The 13,968-nt window shown below is 68.8% G+C and carries 20 protein-coding genes and 1 pseudogene; 4 read left to right on the top strand and 17 right to left on the bottom strand.

Annotation, left to right across the window (positions count from 1 at the left end; all coding sequences use genetic code 11):
- Window positions 1–103: 103 nt before the first annotated feature.
- Both ABZ444_RS07475 and ABZ444_RS07470 read right to left on the bottom strand, forming a co-directional pair.
- On the bottom strand, window positions 104–1,021 hold the full coding sequence (locus tag ABZ444_RS07475) for an RNA polymerase sigma-70 factor (RefSeq protein WP_357994006.1): 918 nt from the start codon (window positions 1,019–1,021) through the stop codon (window positions 104–106).
- Window positions 1,018–2,229, bottom strand: coding sequence for an FAD-dependent oxidoreductase (locus ABZ444_RS07470; RefSeq protein WP_357994004.1), 1,212 nt, complete (start codon window positions 2,227–2,229; stop codon window positions 1,018–1,020). The genes ABZ444_RS07475 and ABZ444_RS07470 overlap by 4 nt, the downstream gene beginning before the upstream one ends.
- A gap of 131 nt (window positions 2,230–2,360) precedes the next feature.
- On the opposite strand from ABZ444_RS07470, the gene ABZ444_RS07465 reads away from it, so the two are divergent.
- Window positions 2,361–2,963 (top strand): hypothetical protein, encoded by a 603-nt coding sequence (locus ABZ444_RS07465; RefSeq protein ID WP_357994002.1) that lies wholly within the window; start codon window positions 2,361–2,363, stop codon window positions 2,961–2,963.
- Here the strand turns inward: ABZ444_RS07465 and ABZ444_RS07460 are convergent.
- From ABZ444_RS07460 to ABZ444_RS07450, 3 genes are read right to left on the bottom strand one after another with little or no spacing between them, the layout of a single operon-like run.
- Window positions 2,960–4,153, bottom strand: a complete 1,194-nt coding sequence (locus ABZ444_RS07460; RefSeq protein WP_357994000.1) for an MFS transporter — start codon at window positions 4,151–4,153, stop codon at window positions 2,960–2,962. The two genes, ABZ444_RS07465 and ABZ444_RS07460, sit on opposite strands and share 4 nt — an antisense overlap.
- Window positions 4,150–4,509, bottom strand: a complete 360-nt coding sequence (locus ABZ444_RS07455) for a thioredoxin domain-containing protein (RefSeq protein WP_357993998.1) — start codon at window positions 4,507–4,509, stop codon at window positions 4,150–4,152. The genes ABZ444_RS07460 and ABZ444_RS07455 overlap by 4 nt, the downstream gene beginning before the upstream one ends.
- A 26-nt stretch (window positions 4,510–4,535) precedes the next feature.
- Window positions 4,536–5,489 (bottom strand): NAD(P)/FAD-dependent oxidoreductase, encoded by a 954-nt coding sequence (locus ABZ444_RS07450; RefSeq protein ID WP_357993996.1) that lies wholly within the window; start codon window positions 5,487–5,489, stop codon window positions 4,536–4,538.
- 84 nt (window positions 5,490–5,573) lie between these two features.
- Here ABZ444_RS07450 and ABZ444_RS07445 point away from each other — a divergent pair, with 84 nt between their 5' ends.
- Window positions 5,574–6,176, top strand: coding sequence for an XRE family transcriptional regulator (locus ABZ444_RS07445; RefSeq protein ID WP_357993994.1), 603 nt, complete (start codon window positions 5,574–5,576; stop codon window positions 6,174–6,176).
- Window positions 6,177–6,186: 10 nt separating this feature from the next.
- Here the strand turns inward: ABZ444_RS07445 and ABZ444_RS07440 are convergent, their stop codons facing one another.
- Window positions 6,187–6,576, bottom strand: a complete 390-nt coding sequence (locus ABZ444_RS07440) for a PPOX class F420-dependent oxidoreductase (protein ID WP_357966402.1) — start codon at window positions 6,574–6,576, stop codon at window positions 6,187–6,189.
- A 70-nt stretch (window positions 6,577–6,646) separates the two neighbouring features.
- Between ABZ444_RS07440 and ABZ444_RS07435 the strand changes: the two genes are divergently transcribed.
- Entirely contained in the window at window positions 6,647–7,069 is a 423-nt protein-coding gene (locus tag ABZ444_RS07435) for a MarR family transcriptional regulator (protein ID WP_357993992.1), read from the top strand.
- Between the two features lie 20 nt (window positions 7,070–7,089).
- On the opposite strand, the gene ABZ444_RS07430 is transcribed toward ABZ444_RS07435, so the two are convergent.
- From ABZ444_RS07430 to ABZ444_RS07410, 5 genes are all read right to left on the bottom strand, one after another.
- Entirely contained in the window at window positions 7,090–7,410 is a 321-nt protein-coding gene (locus tag ABZ444_RS07430; protein WP_357993990.1) for a hypothetical protein, read from the bottom strand.
- A gap of 37 nt (window positions 7,411–7,447) precedes the next feature.
- Window positions 7,448–8,203: a GNAT family N-acetyltransferase gene (locus tag ABZ444_RS07425; protein ID WP_357993988.1), complete on the bottom strand. Its 756-nt coding sequence runs from the start codon at window positions 8,201–8,203 to the stop codon at window positions 7,448–7,450.
- Window positions 8,204–8,317: 114 nt separating this feature from the next.
- Window positions 8,318–8,590, bottom strand: a complete 273-nt coding sequence (locus tag ABZ444_RS07420; RefSeq protein WP_357993986.1) for a hypothetical protein — start codon at window positions 8,588–8,590, stop codon at window positions 8,318–8,320.
- A gap of 315 nt (window positions 8,591–8,905) precedes the next feature.
- Window positions 8,906–9,382 (bottom strand): hypothetical protein, encoded by a 477-nt coding sequence (locus ABZ444_RS07415; protein ID WP_357993984.1) that lies wholly within the window; start codon window positions 9,380–9,382, stop codon window positions 8,906–8,908.
- 33 nt (window positions 9,383–9,415) lie between these two features.
- Window positions 9,416–9,613, bottom strand: coding sequence for a hypothetical protein (locus ABZ444_RS07410; RefSeq protein ID WP_357966389.1), 198 nt, complete (start codon window positions 9,611–9,613; stop codon window positions 9,416–9,418).
- A gap of 191 nt (window positions 9,614–9,804) precedes the next feature.
- Between ABZ444_RS07410 and ABZ444_RS07405 the strand changes: the two genes are divergently transcribed.
- Window positions 9,805–10,401 carry a hypothetical protein gene (locus ABZ444_RS07405; RefSeq protein WP_357993982.1) on the top strand — a complete coding sequence of 199 codons (597 nt, stop codon included), beginning with the start codon at window positions 9,805–9,807 and terminating at the stop codon, window positions 10,399–10,401.
- A gap of 272 nt (window positions 10,402–10,673) precedes the next feature.
- On the opposite strand, the gene ABZ444_RS07400 is transcribed toward ABZ444_RS07405, so the two are convergent.
- The 6 genes and pseudogenes from ABZ444_RS07400 to ABZ444_RS07375 all read right to left on the bottom strand — a co-directional run bounded on the left by ABZ444_RS07400 (window position 10,674) and on the right by ABZ444_RS07375 (window position 13,696).
- The gene (locus ABZ444_RS07400; protein ID WP_357993980.1) at window positions 10,674–11,036 is read right to left on the bottom strand and encodes a hypothetical protein; all 363 of its coding nucleotides are present in this window, start codon (window positions 11,034–11,036) and stop codon (window positions 10,674–10,676) included.
- 624 nt (window positions 11,037–11,660) lie between these two features.
- Window positions 11,661–12,179, bottom strand: coding sequence for a type II toxin-antitoxin system RelE/ParE family toxin (locus ABZ444_RS07395; RefSeq protein ID WP_357993978.1), 519 nt, complete (start codon window positions 12,177–12,179; stop codon window positions 11,661–11,663).
- A gap of 3 nt (window positions 12,180–12,182) precedes the next feature.
- Window positions 12,183–12,491, bottom strand: a complete 309-nt coding sequence (locus ABZ444_RS07390) for a type II toxin-antitoxin system prevent-host-death family antitoxin (protein WP_357993976.1) — start codon at window positions 12,489–12,491, stop codon at window positions 12,183–12,185.
- Between the two features lie 55 nt (window positions 12,492–12,546).
- Window positions 12,547–12,654 (bottom strand): annotated as a pseudogene (locus ABZ444_RS07385) (peptide-methionine (S)-S-oxide reductase); the annotation flags it as partial.
- Window positions 12,655–12,682: 28 nt separating this feature from the next.
- Window positions 12,683–13,237: a PIN domain-containing protein gene (locus ABZ444_RS07380; protein WP_357993974.1), complete on the bottom strand. Its 555-nt coding sequence runs from the start codon at window positions 13,235–13,237 to the stop codon at window positions 12,683–12,685.
- A gap of 3 nt (window positions 13,238–13,240) precedes the next feature.
- Entirely contained in the window at window positions 13,241–13,696 is a 456-nt protein-coding gene (locus tag ABZ444_RS07375) for a helix-turn-helix domain-containing protein (RefSeq protein WP_357993972.1), read from the bottom strand.
- Window positions 13,697–13,968 lie beyond the last annotated feature (272 nt).

The following is a 13,968-nucleotide window of genomic DNA, read 5'->3' as shown; positions in this document are numbered from 1 at the left end:
GCAGAACAAAGTTTTGCCAGAAAGGGACGTACACACCATGACTAGGGCATGGCGGACAACCGACATGTCAGGTCGTCGCCACCGGCCGGGTCAGCAACGGTTGTCAAGGCTTGAGATCGCGGGCGGTCCCGGCCGCGATCGCGCCCAGCTTGTCGGGGTTGGCGACGTTGTGGACGGCGGTGATGTGCCCGTCGGCGTCGAAGTCGAAGGTCACGGTGGCGACGACCCGGCCCTGACCGCTGAACACCACGCCGGGGCCGCCGTTGATCTCGGCGAGCTCGGCCCTCATGTCGCCCGGCTCGACGCCCTGGTAGGCGACCGTGCCGATCGCGGCGAACCACGCGGCCACCGTCTTGGCGCCCACGACCGGACGCAGCGCCTGGCGCACCTTCCCGCCCCCGTCGGTCCACAGGGTGACGTCAGGGGACAGCAGTTCCATGAGCGTGTTGATGTCACCGCCGGTCGCGGCGGCCAGGAAGCGCCGCGTGACGTCCCGCTGCCGCGTCCGGTCGGCCGTGAAGCGCGGCCGCCGGGCCTGTACGTGCTCCCGCGCCCGATGCGCGACCTGGCGCACCGCCGCCTCGGAACGCTCCACCGCCTCGGCGATCTCGGCGTGGCTGAAGCCGAAGACCTCCTTGAGCACGAACACCGCGCGTTCGAGCGGGCTCAGGGTCTCCAGGACCACCAGCATCGCCGTCGAGACCGAATCGGCGCCCGCGACGTCGTCGGCGGTGTCGCCGCTGGTCAGGATCGGCTCCGGCAACCACGGCCCCACGTACGTCTCGCGCTGGTACTGCGTCGACCGCAGCCGTTGCAGGGCCACGTTCGACACGATCCGCGCCAGGTACGCCTTGGGATCGGCCACCTGCGAACGGTCGTCGGCCGACCACCTGATCCAGGCGTCCTGGACCGCGTCCTCGGCGTCGGCCGCCGAGCCGAGCACGCGGTAGGCCACCGAGAACAGCAGCTTGCGATGCTGGTCGAAGACCTGCTGGTCCTGCTCCGAGTACGCGTGGCTCATCGCCCGGCGCCGATCCGGGTGAACCGGCCGCCACGCGGCCAGAGCGCGCCGGAGACCGGCATCTTCTTCATGCGGACGTACGTCGGCCAGGGTGCGGCAGTCACCGTCTCCTTATACCGTGCGGCCGTGCGACCGGTGAGATACACCCTGCGCGGGCTGTCGTCGGGGTGGGTGAACTGCACGACCCCGTCGTTACGGCCGAGGCTCACCGGGGTGTGGTAGTAGCCGAAGCGGAACGGCTTGAGCCGCCGGCCGTCCAGGGCGCGCAGGATCGACACCGCGGCGTGCACGCCGGTCGGCATGCCGCTCTGGCAGGTGCCGTGCATGACGCCGTAACCCTGGCGGATCGCGGCGGCGTCGCCGAGGGCGTACACGTCCGGGTGCGACACCGAGCGCAGGAAGGCGTCGGTGACGATCCGGCCGCGGTCGTCCACGGTGAGCCCGGCGGCCGCCGCCAGCGGCGAGACCCGCGTGCCGCTCGTCCACAGGACGACGTCGGCGGCGACGCTCTCCGCGTCCGGTCCGCACACCACCTCGACCGACCCGGGCAGCACCTTCGTGACCTCGACGCCGCTGCGCACCCGGACGCCCAGCCGGGCCAGCGCCTTGCGCACGTACTCCCTCGGTCCGGCCGCCATGGCCGCGCCGGGCTCCTGCCTGCCGAGCAGCACGACGTCCAGCTCGGGGTGGCGCTCGGCGATCTCGGCGGCCGACTCGACGCCGGTCAGCCCGCTGCCGCAGACGGCCACCGTCCCACGGCCCAGCCGGGCGAGCCGGGCGGCCAGCGCCTCGGCGTCCGGCACGCTGTCCAGCGTGTACGCGTGCTCCTCGACCCCCGGCACCGTCACCGAGTCGGCCACGCTGCCCAGCCCGTACACCAGGGTGTCGTAGTGCAGGACGCGGTCGTCGTCGATCCGCACGCTCCTGGTCCGCACGTCCACGGCCGTCACCCAGCCGCGCACGAACCGGGCGCCGGTGCCCTCCAGCAGCTCCGGGATGCGCATCTCGGCGACCTGCTGCCCGCTCGCCACCACGTGCATCCGCAACCGCTCGGTGAACCGCTCCTGCGGATTGACCAGGGTCACCCGGACGTCCGCCCGCCCCTTGGTCCGCGCCGCGAGCTGAACCGCCGCCGCCATCCCCGCATACCCCGCCCCCAGCACCAGGACGTGGTGCGGAGCCTTGCCGTTCTCGCGCTGTGTGGTCATCGTCGTGCCTTTCGTACGGTGCGTCTGACCACGTGATGCGAGACCCCGCCCCATCCGTGACACGGCCCCGCTGTGATCCGCGACACACGTCGGCCGAGAACCAAGTCGGCTGCGGCGGCATCCAACTGTTCATGATCAGCGTGACGCTCTCCCTGCTGCTGGCCCTGTCACCGGCGGCCGTGACCGAGATTCCGAAGAACTTCCTGTTCACCGAGCGCGACGCGCGCGTGCCACTGAGCCCGGACGACGCCGCAGAGATGGGATACAAGATCAGCGACAGGCTCACCGCGCCCTTCGAACTGAACCCGTGCGGGCACCGGCGTGCCGTCGACCGCGGCCGGACGGCCGCCCGCACGATCACCCACTGGAGCACCGCGCCCAGCAGGTCGGCCGAGCAGCTCGTCCTCTACAAAAGCCCGCGGGCCGCCCGTGCCGCGCTCGCCGGCCTGCGCGCCGAGGCCGGGCGGTGCGCGCGCAAGGGGGACCCGTCGATGCCCACGCTCAAGATCCAGTGGCGGACGACCAAGGTGAAGGCGGGGGACGAGGCCCTGGGCATGGGCTACCGGACCCGGCAGACCGGCAACGTGGACCGGACGATCACGGGCGTCGTCGCACGCAGGGGCAGCGCGCTGATCCTCTACCGGACCGACGAGGGAGACTACGACCCCGGCCGGCTCACCAAGAAGGCCAGGAAGATGGCCGTCAAGGTCTGCGGCCTGCCCGGCGTCTGCTAGCCCGCCCGGCGCGACGACAACCGGTCCAGCAGGACGGGGACGACCGTGAGCGCGGCCAGCCCCGCGCCGATCCACGGGACGGCGGTGACCCCCGCCCCCGCGTCCAGCGCGGCGGCGGCCAGCACCGGCACGAGGCTGATGCCCAGCTGGAAGGCCGAGACGGTGGTGGCCCCGGCGAGCGTCGGCGCCCCCGACGCGATGGCGAACACCCGCCCGTAGATGGCCGGGTTCAGCACGAACCCGGCGACGCCGAGCAGCAGCACCAGCGGCACGACGGCCGGGACGTGCCGCCCGAGCACGGCCAGCAGCACGGAGCAGGCCGCGATCCCGAGCGCCCCCGCCAGGAGCGCGTGGGTGGGCAGCCGGTCGGCGATGCGGCCCCCGACCGACAGCCCGGCGAAGGCCCCCACGCCGAACAGCGTCAGGATCACCGGCACCCAGACCCCGGGCACGCCCGTGACCCCCGTCAGGAACGCCGCCAGGTAGTTGTAGGAGATCATGTAGGCCGCGGTGCTCAGCAGGGTGACGGCGTACACGATCCACAGCTGGGGCCGGCGCATCGTGCGGAGCTCGCCGCGGACACTCGCCTGCCCGTGCCCGCCGGTGGCGGGCAGCGCGACGAGCGTCAGGACGGCGCCGGCGACGGTGAGGGCGGTCACGGCCCAGAAGCCGCCGCGCCACCCGGTGAAGTAGCTGATCATCGCCCCGGCGGGCCCGCCGGCGATCATCGCCAGGCTCAGCCCGCTGACGACCACCCCGGACGCGCGGGCGGTGCGGTCCGCGGGGACCAGCCCGATCGCGGTGACCGCCGCCACCGCCCAGAACCCCGCGTACGCCAGACCGGAGAGAAAGCGCGTGACCAGGAGCACCGGATAGCTGTCGGTGAGGATGCCGATCGCCACGCAGGCGGCGAAGGCCGCCTGGGCGACCACCAGCGTCGTCCGGCGCGGCCAGCGGAGGGTCATGATGGCCAGCGGCGGCCCGCCGATCACGACCCCCGCCGCGAACGCCGAGATCAGCCCGCCGGCGGAGGCCAGCGTGATCCCCAGGTCCGCGGCGACGGCCGGCAGGACGCCGGCGAGCAGGAACTCCGCGCTGCCCATCGAGAACAGGCTGAAGGACAGCAGGTAGACCCCCAGCGGCAGCCTGCCACGGGCGACCGCCGGCCGCCCGGTGGCCGTGGCGCTCATCGGTCCACCCCCGCCTCGCGCAGGGCCGCGGTGAGGTATTCGTCCAGTACGTGCCGGGGAGCGGCGCCCGTCCAGGAACCGGCGGGCCGGCCGCCGGCGTACACGACGAAGGCGGGGACGGCGGTGATGCCGTGCCGGGCGGCCAGGCCGGGCTGGTCGTCCAGGTCGGCCCGGACGACGTCCACCTCGCCCGCGCGGTCGGCCGCCAGGCTCTCCACGATCGGGGTGACCATCTGGCACGGACGGCACCAGGCCGCCCAGAACTGGATCAGGACCGGACGTTCCGCCTGGAGGACGCGTTCGGTGAAGTTCTGCTCGGTGATGCTGGGCACCGGGCCAGGAACATGCGCGGGCATGACGAAGTCTCCTTGCGTGTGGGGGGTCAGCGAGCCGGGACGGACGTCGCGCGGCGCCGTTCGACGGCGTCCCGGACCTCTTCGTCCACCAGGTCGGCGTTGACGGCGAACGCGGCGGCCGAACCCATCCCCGCCGCCGTGACGACCTGCGCGCGGGGGTCGACGACGTTGCCCGCCGCCCAGACCCCGGGCACGCTCGTCCGTCCCGTCCGGTCGGTGACGACCCAGCCGGCGTCGTCCTTGGCACAGCCCAGACGGGTGAGCACCTGGTCCTGCGGCACCATGCGCGGGAACAGGAACACGGCGGCGCGCGGCAGCACCCGCCCGTCGGTGAGCTCGACGCCGCGCAGCCGTCCGTCCTCGACCACGAGGTGGTCGATCGGGCCCTCGACGATGCGCACGCCGCGGGCCTCCAGACGGCCGCGGTCCTCCGGCGCCAGGTCGAGGGTATGGGTCAGGAAGACGACGTCGTCGCTCCACTGGCGCAGGAGCAGGGCCTGGTGGACCGCCCCCGGATGCGTGCCGAGCACCGCGAGCGCCTGGTCGCCGACCTCGTGGCCGTGGCAGTAGGGGCAGTGCAGGACGTCCTTGCCCCACCGCTCCCGCACGCCGGGGATGGCGGGCAGCTCGTCGTACAGGCCGGTGGCGACCAGCAGGCGGCGGGCGCCGAGCACCGGGCCGCCCTCCAGCCGCACCGCGAAGCCCGGTTCGACCTCCGCCACGCGCCCCCGGACGAGACGCACGCCGTACCGCTCGATCTCGGCCCGTCCGAGCTCCAGCAGGGTCGCGGGCGGCAGACCGTCGCGGGACAGGAAGCCGTGCATGTGCGCGGCCGGGGCGTTGCGCGGCGCGCCCGCGTCGACCACGACCACCTTGCGCCGCGCGCGCCCGAGGAGCAGGGCCGCGCTCAGTCCGGCCGCCCCCGCGCCGACCACCACCACGTCGTACTCGCTGTTCTTGCTGTTCATCGCCGTAGTCATGACGATCACCTCCGGCCCCGATGGTGCGATCCGGCACGCGGAGATGACAACTTCTGTTGCCATTTCTGGGAAATCGGCGATGGAATGGGCCTCATGGAGCAGCAATCCCGGATCGACGCCACGCTGGCCCAGGTCGGCGCCCGGCTCAGACACCTCCGCACCCAGCGCGGCGTGACCCTGTCGGCCCTGGCCGAGGCCACCGGCATCTCCAAGAGCACGCTCTCGCGGCTGGAGGCGGGGCAGCGGCGGCCCAGCCTGGAGCTGCTGCTGCCGATCGCGGAGGCGCACCAGGTGCCGCTGGACGAGCTGGTCGGCGCGCCGGAGGTCGGCGACCCGCGCGTGCGCCTCAAGCCGGTGGTCCGCAACGGCCGGACCGTGCTGCCCCTGACCATCCAGCCCGGCCCGCTGCAGGCGTGGAAGTCGGTCATCCCCGCCGACCAGAACCAGCCGCAGCTCGTCACGCACGAGGGTTACGAGTGGATGTACGTGCTCTCGGGGCGCGTCCGCCTGATCGTGGGCGACCACGACCTGGCCATGGGGCCCGGCGAGGCCGCCGAGTTCGACACCCACCTGCCCCACTGGTTCGGCCCCGCGGGCGATCATCCGGTGGAGGTGCTCAACCTGTTCGGACGGCAGGGCGAACGCATGCACATGCGCGCCCAGCCCCGCCCCCGGCAGCCGTCCTAGAGGTGCTCGGTCACTGGCTGGTGCAGCGGGTGGGCCGCACGACGATGACCACCCTGCGCTCGGCGTCGCCGACGGGCCGTTCGTAGTCGAGGCCGTACCGCCTGGCCAGCACGTCGAAGAAGTCACCCTGGGGGTCGGGTTCGACCCGCTCGACCGTCCCCCGGACCTCCAGGTAGCGGTACGGCTGCTCGGGATCGTTGACCGAGACGGCCACGTGCGGGCGGGCGCTCGCGTTGCGCCCCTTCTGCCGGTCGCTCGTGGTGGTGAAGCGCAGGAACTCACCGTCCCAGACGGTCCACACGGGCGTCACCTGCGGGGTGCCGTCGGGCATCAACGTCGCCAGGTGGACGTACAGGGGGCGGGTCAGCAGGTCGAGATGGCTCTCCGGGATCACAGACATGCCCGGAACACTATCAAATCTTTTATACCTATAAGAGCTTTTAGTGCCTGCCGGCTTGTAGGCTCCCTGCATGGACATGCCCCCGGAGGAGCGGCTCGGCCTCGACGTCAAGCGCGCCGAGCAGCGACTCATGGCGGCCAAGCACGCCGCGGTCAAGACCGCCGGACTGACCGTGCCCCAGTACGCCGCCCTGCTCGCCCTCGACGCCAGCCCGGGCATCTCCGCCGCCGCCCTGGCCAGGGAATGCCTGGTCACGCCGCAGGCCATGAACGTCGTACTGAAGAACCTGCTCGAACACGGCCTGATCGAACGTTCCCCCCATCAGTGGCACCGCACCATGCTCGAAACCCACCTCACGGACGCCGGGCGCGAAGCCCTGCGGGTGGCGGACGAGGCCGCCGTGATCATCGAACGCCGCATCTCCACCGCCTTCACCCCCGAGGAACGCACCACCCTCCGCACCCTCCTCACCCGCTTCACCGACGCGATCTGACCGGGCGCCGGGCAAGCTCCTCATCCAGCCGGGGAGCCACCGAGGATCAGGTCGGCCATCCGCAGCAGCCGGTCCACGTACGTCCTCGCCTCCCGGCCACGCGCTCGCCGCCGGATCCAGCGCAGGTCGCGGGCGCTGCTGATGAGCCGCTCGCGTAGCTGGTCGGTGAGCGCCTTGCCCTCATTACGGACGTACCAGAACATGACACCCGCGACACCGTCGTCCGCCAGGACCAGGTCCGCGAACAGGTCCCGATCAGCCAGCCCGGGAAACGGAATGTGCCGATGCTCTTCCCAAAGCACGGACACTTCTTCGAACACCTCTGGCGACACCTTGCCCACGCGCCAAAGATACGGTCACCGCTCTGCAGAGATACGGTCACCGCTCTACGCGAAGGCTCACCTGTGACCCCAGCTCGCGGAACCCGAGAGCTCGGGCCACCCGTCGCGACGCCGCCGGACGCGCCCTCCACTGCGGCAGCAGCCCCTCACCAAGAGCGTCGGCCACCGCCGCCGACGCCACCGCCCGAGCCAGCCCCCGCCCCCGAAACCCCTCGGCAGTCAGTACGGACAAATGCGCCGCCGTGTCCAACCACGTCCGATACCCGGCTGCGGCCACCACCTCACCGCCCTCACGAACCACCCAGACCGCCGAACCGACCTCCGCCAGCCCGCTCTCGTCGGCATCCTGCTCACTCACCGCCGCCACGAGCCTGCCGACGTCCCCATCCCCCGCCGCCAGCCGTTCGACATCCGCCCCGGCATGGCAGGGAACGAACTCCTCAGCATCGACGTACGCGAGCGTCGCCGGCCCCAGAACCTCGCGGACCTCCAGCCGCTCGGACAACCGCTCGAACAACCGCTCAGAAAGCCGCTCAGAAAGCCGCTCGGACAACCGCGAAAGATCGACGCCGTCCTCGCCGAGACTGCCGCGCAGGGCCTGGCGCACCGGCTCGGCCAACCCGGCGTCAGGCACCGTGACCAGCGCCCCGCCGTCCAGCACGACGATCCCCGTCCACCCGGGCGGACACAACCACGACCCGGCGGAGACGACCACCGCGACCTCTCCCCGCCCGGGAAACACCACAGGCACCCGAGCCAGGTCCGCCCACAACCGCCCCGCCACATTCCACATCACACTCAATGATCCCAAACTGCACCACAGGCACCGTGGGACATAAGCCTTCCTGTTGCGACGGAGACGCTGTCTCCCCCACAACAGGAGGTCTTCTCGACCGGCACCGGCTCGCTAGTTGCTCTCCGGTCGCTGCCGAAGGTCCGAACGGCGCAAAAGGCTGCAGCCATGGCCGTTGATGTGGTGCCGCAGCCCGGTGATCTCGTCGACCAGGGCCTCGTAATCTCGTCTCAGCTCGGCCTGGAAGGCAGCGAGTTCGGTCATCATCAGAACAATGCTGATCATGGTGATGTCGTCCGCGGTACGGGTGCTCGTCTCGAGCGCCTTGACGCGTAGCATCACCTCGAGGATCTGCGCCTCTAGGTTCACGGCTCCTGCCTGTTCCACGCAGGGAAGAAGATGCCGCGCCGGTGGCCCGGCGCGTGCTCTGACGTGAGCACAGTGACAGGTGGACGGCAAAGAAACCGAGCCGTGGTCCGACCCGAGGTGTAGTTCTTTCTCCTATCACCAACCGTCTTTCCTCCCGGGGATATGGTTTCTCACCAGCCCCCCGTACACGAAACGCAACCGACCATATCGAAAGCGACCCAAGCCGACCGGACAACAAGCAGGCCGAGCTGGGCAGCAAGCGGGCCGGCAGCAAGCGAGTCCGTCACTGCGACATCAAGGGTGGCGCCATCCCGATCAAGCTTCGAAGGCACCTCAACCCCGCCGGGCCCCATCGGGCCAGATCACCCGCACCGGCACCTCCCGCCGCCGAGCCTCGGCCACCACGTCAGCCGTGCCGCCATGCCCCCGGGCCGGCTGCCCGTCCCAGACGGCGAACAACACATCGGCGTCGTCCAGCATCCGCACACTGGCCGCCATGTGCGACTCCGCGGTGGACTCCACGAACTCCAGCCTGTGAACCTGGCCCGCCCGGCCCAGCAACTCGTCGTACGCAGCACGACACTCGCCCGGCAGCCCGTCCCGATACCGCTCGGCCGGGATCACGACCTCCAGCACACCGCCGAGGTCGAGTACCGCGCGAGCGAAGATCTGATCGGCCCCGTCCGCCAGACAGGACAACCCACTGAGGCCGGGAAGGCACTCCACGAGGGCCTCACGTATCGCCCGATCGACCAGAACAGCAGCCTCGCCCGGCAAGCCCCTGTGCCCGGACACCGCGATGCGCACCATGGTTCACCTCCGGGCGCCGGCAGCCGGTTCCCCCTACAGGTGGAACCAGTGAATCCGCCGGCAAGTGGTACAGACGAAGCAGGTCGCGTCCCGGTTGGCCCAGTCCAGGCCCATGAAGGTCATTCCGGTCGTCTGCAGCTTCCACTGGCGGGACTCGAAGATCTCGCTCTGGCACGTGTCGCACCTGAGGTTCTGCCCGTGCGGGAGCCTTACGGTGGTGGCCTCGTCCATGTTCACGATGTTATGTGACCACCGATCGAGATGATCTGCCGAGAACGAGGCAGGTGCTCCCGCAAATCTCTGCCTCTCCAGAAACAGGCTCAACCACCTGTGCCGCGGCACGTAGCGGTCGCGGGAACGGCGTCCCTGTCTCAGCGGGGTGGCACAGTGGGCATCAGTGACCGAGGAGGAGTTGAAGCACTATGGGTGACTTTTTCGAGCGGATCGTCGATGTCGAGGTGACCGGCGAAAAGGCTGAGTCGCTCGCAGAGCGTGTGGTCGACTGGATGGTCGCCGAGGGGCTGATCACACGCGAAAGGTCCCGCGACGGGATGTACAGCCTGCAAGTAGACGACGGCTACGAGCCCGGCCCCAACTGGGAACGGGCAGTGGCCGATTCCTCGGACCCGTCGTGGATACCGGGCCCGGTAGCGGTCATCGTCGGGCGGGATCACCATGTCGGGGGCCAGGGGATGAGCGAGGCGGACTCGGCGACCTGCCCGCGATGTGACACGACCACCGTGATCATCGACTACCCGAACGCGTGGGAGGCGGACCAGAAGGCCTGGCAGCCGTTCAGCGACGGCATCGACACCTGGAAGGAGACCGGCGAAGGAAGTGTCACCTGCTCCTCGTGCGGAGCCTCCGTCCCGGTCACCGAGTGGCTGTTCGGGTCCGGTTTCGACCTCGGTGCCCTCGCATTCGACTTCTGGGGCTGGCCACCTCTCCGCGCCGGCTTCCACACGGAACTGAGCAAGCAACTGGGTCACCGCATCGAGGTACAGACGGGCAAGTTCTGACCCCCACCACAAGCGATCAACCAGGTGACGATCACCCTCGCGACCAGCCGTGAGTGACCACGCGCCTGCCCGTCCTGGCACAGATCGGGCACGCGCCCAGAAAGTCTCACCTCCTTCGACGAGCCGGGGCCGTCGGTGCGCGGCCAGAGGACGGAGATGCGGCGGCGCGCCGTCCCCTCGTCCTGATCTGGGTCGTCCTGATCTGGGGGTAAGCACCCAGCCTCACGAAGCGATGACTACCTACTCCGCGTCCTTCGGGTGTCGCTTCGGGCTCATATGGAAACCGGCACCGGCCCGAAGTCGCCGCTTGTGGCCTTACGAGCCTCGGCGTAGCCGGCAGGATCCGCCTTGATCCTGGCAGTGGCTCGCCAGCCCGCTATGACCTCTTGGCTGGTGGCGTCGACATCGAGTTCAGCCGCATCCGAGAGCACCTCCACCAATTCCAACGTGAAGGCGCTGAGTTCGGTGGACGACAGGTGGCGAACCCAAGGGAAGACCTCTGGCATGGCGATGACCAGGGCACGCGCGGTGGGATCGTGCTTGATCAACGCAAGGGAGGCGGTGGCCGGCGTCCGTTCCCGCTCTTCTCCACGATCAGCTGACAGGGAGAGGATCTCCTCGGTGCTACGCGCCATGGGGCCGCGCTCGATCCGATGGCTCGCAGGAGTCCAGGGCCAAGAACCCGGCTCGCGAGATCGACCTGCGCCACAGCCGACCTGGCGAGTTCGCGCGCAGGTGTGACCGCCTCCAACCGACGCTGGGCGCCCGTAATGCTGGTCCGCGTGACGGCTGTCGTCTCATCCACATCGGGACGCTTGGGCAGGGCCATCCCCGCCAGCGCGGTCAACGCCACGGCCGTGCCGAAATCTTTGCGCTTCCTCGGATCGTCATCTCCTCGGGCTCCGAATCGGAGCAGGTGAAGCGGCACCCAATCTGGATGGATATCTCCCGAAGCTGGTCCACAGTGAGCGGCTGACGACCACGCACCACCTTGGACACCCAACCTGCCCTAGATCTTCAAGGAAGGTTGTCGCCGAGAACGAATCTGGCCCATGATCGACATCGGGCGTGCTTCCATGGCAGATTTGCCGCACCTCTCCCGGCAGATCTGCCGCACATAGGCTGGCTGATCTGCCGAGCCTTGGCCCAGTGTCTCGGCCGGGAGGAGACGCCGATCAAGATTGCGAGATGTTCGCCGCAACCTCCTCCGAAGCACTGTCACGCGTGCCGCACTTTGCTTCAGGCGATAGATGCGCAACCTAACGAGATTCGGACCGGTACTCAGCCCACGTGTCGACCGCCTCTTCAAGGTCAAGAGCGGCAACATCCTCACGCGCCATCCCGACCGTGTAGATCAAACGGTCTGCGAGCCAATCCGGAACGGGTTCCCTGGGAGATGCTTTCTCCACCCGAATGTGATCGGCCAGCGCGCCGAGGCGTTCGATCACCTGGCCGAGCTGGATGATCTCGGGACGGCCTGCACCCGCCTCCCGGACCCTCGCCGTCGCCTCCTCGTACACTTCGGCGTCGGCACGTTCACCAACAGCCCACACCTCGCAGATCTCCACCGACTTGTCCTCGGTGATGCGGTAGACGACACGCCAGGTGTTGCGACCGACCACCAGCTTCCGGAAACCGGTCAGTTCCCCGCCGAGCGGATAACCAGCTTCAGGGTTGTCCAGCAGGAGAAGGATCTTCTTGAGCACCTTGGGTACCGCGTCTGGGCCGATCCGCCGAAGGTCGTCGACCGCCGGCGCCGTGAAGGCGACGTCGGACACGATTCACTCATCGTCCGGGATGGTGGACAGCGACTCGCGAGTATGCCCGAAAGCGCCAAGCACCTCATCGAGTGAGACCCGCTCCCCCGTGTCCGTAACCGACCGGGCGAGCACCAGCGCCAGATCACGCAGATCAGCCGCCGCCTCTTCCAGCTCATTGAGCCGGCGGATACTCACCACGGCCGCCACTGGCTGACGCCGACGGGTGACCACCAGATCGGTCCCCTGCTCCGCATCAGCCACTAGGCGGGCAACCCCTCGCTGGGCCGCCTCTGTGACGCTCAGCTCAGTAGCGTCGTGCAGAACAGTCATACATGAACTGTATATCTATCTGCACAGAAGTGCGACGCCTGGGCCGGCGTTCGACTCACGCCTCGCCAGACGTCAGGCCCACCGGGCAGGCGACGCCCGTTCCGCCGATTCCGCAGTACCCGTTGGGCACTTTGTACAAGTATTGCTGGTGGTAGAACTTGGCTTCGCGCTACAGATCCAGTTGGGGGACTTCAGCCGGCTCGGAGGGCAGCGACCGCTTCGACGAGCCCCGCCGCCTCCAAAGCGTCAAGCACATCATCGACGGTCTCCGGCGGGCTGGTCCGTGAGTCCGCGATCTGCTGCACACAAGCCCAGACGACCCTTCCGTCCAGGTCGATTTGGTCCAGCACGAAGTCATCGGGTGACTTCACCTCGATATCCCATGGAACCAAGTAGTCGGCAGGGAAGTCCTTGAGATTCGACGTAACGATGACCTTCGCGCCCACCTTGATCGCCGCAGCCAGCACATGCCTATCATCGGAGTCGGGTAGTTTCAGCCCTTCGATCAGTGGCTCATATCCCTCGACGAGGCAGTCTCGGACAGCGGAGTTCATCAGGCAGCGGAGCTTGTCGAGCTTCTCCGCAGGAATGTCGGGCCGGTTGGCGGCGAGGTTGCGCTGCATCTCGTCAAGGATGCCGTTGGTCCACCTGGCTTGCACCCGTCCTGCCATGGCGAGACGAATGAGCAGGTCACGCAGGGTGTTGCCGTACAACACGTTCGCGTCGTAGACCACCACGAATGTCATGGCTCAGATGCCCAACTCTTGCCCCAGCGCAGCGAGTTCGTCGGCCGCGGTCCGGCGCTTGGCATCATCGCGACGCTTGTACTCCTGGAGATCCTCGTACTTGATTCGGCGGTGCTTGCCGATCAACCGGAAGGGAATTTCTCCCGTCTCCAAAAGTTTGATCACATACGGGCGTGAGACGTTCAGCATGTCCGCCGCTTGCTGTGTCGTCAGCTCAGCATGCGACGGAATCACCGTGACTCCGCGCCCTTCGGCTGCTTGGGCGAGGATGAAGGCAAGCAGAGTCACGGCTTCACGAGGCAGGATCAAGGGGTCCTCGTCCCCGTGCTCACCGACGACATGTACGGTCGGCTGCTCGGGATACCGCATGAGGTAATCCTTGATTCGGCGTACCGCGCGACCGGCTACCTCGGCATCGATGCTTCCCGGCCGAACTCGCTTGGCCTGCACGTCAGTCATGACGTCACCCCCTCTTCGCAGTATCCGCAACAGACGAAATAAACGCAAGCGAAATCGCTAGTGGCCCGTCTCTGAACGTTGACCCGGTAATTGATCTCGGCTGGTGAACCCGGAAAGCTGGCTGCCTCTGGAACCTGGGAGGTAGCCGTGGCCCGTCCACCGGATGTGTTCGTCCGACCCTTGACGATGGAGGAGGGCCGGAAGATCCAGCGCATCGCCCGTACTGCGAAAGACCCGGTCAAACTGCGCCGGGCGATCGTGGTGATGATGTC

This window comes from Nonomuraea sp. NPDC005730, assembly GCF_040630865.1.
In the GTDB taxonomy this organism is placed as follows: Bacteria; Actinomycetota; Actinomycetes; order Streptosporangiales; family Streptosporangiaceae; genus Nonomuraea.
The sequence above is the reverse complement of the archived record's forward strand: the minus strand, read 5'-3'. Positions and strand labels throughout refer to the sequence as shown.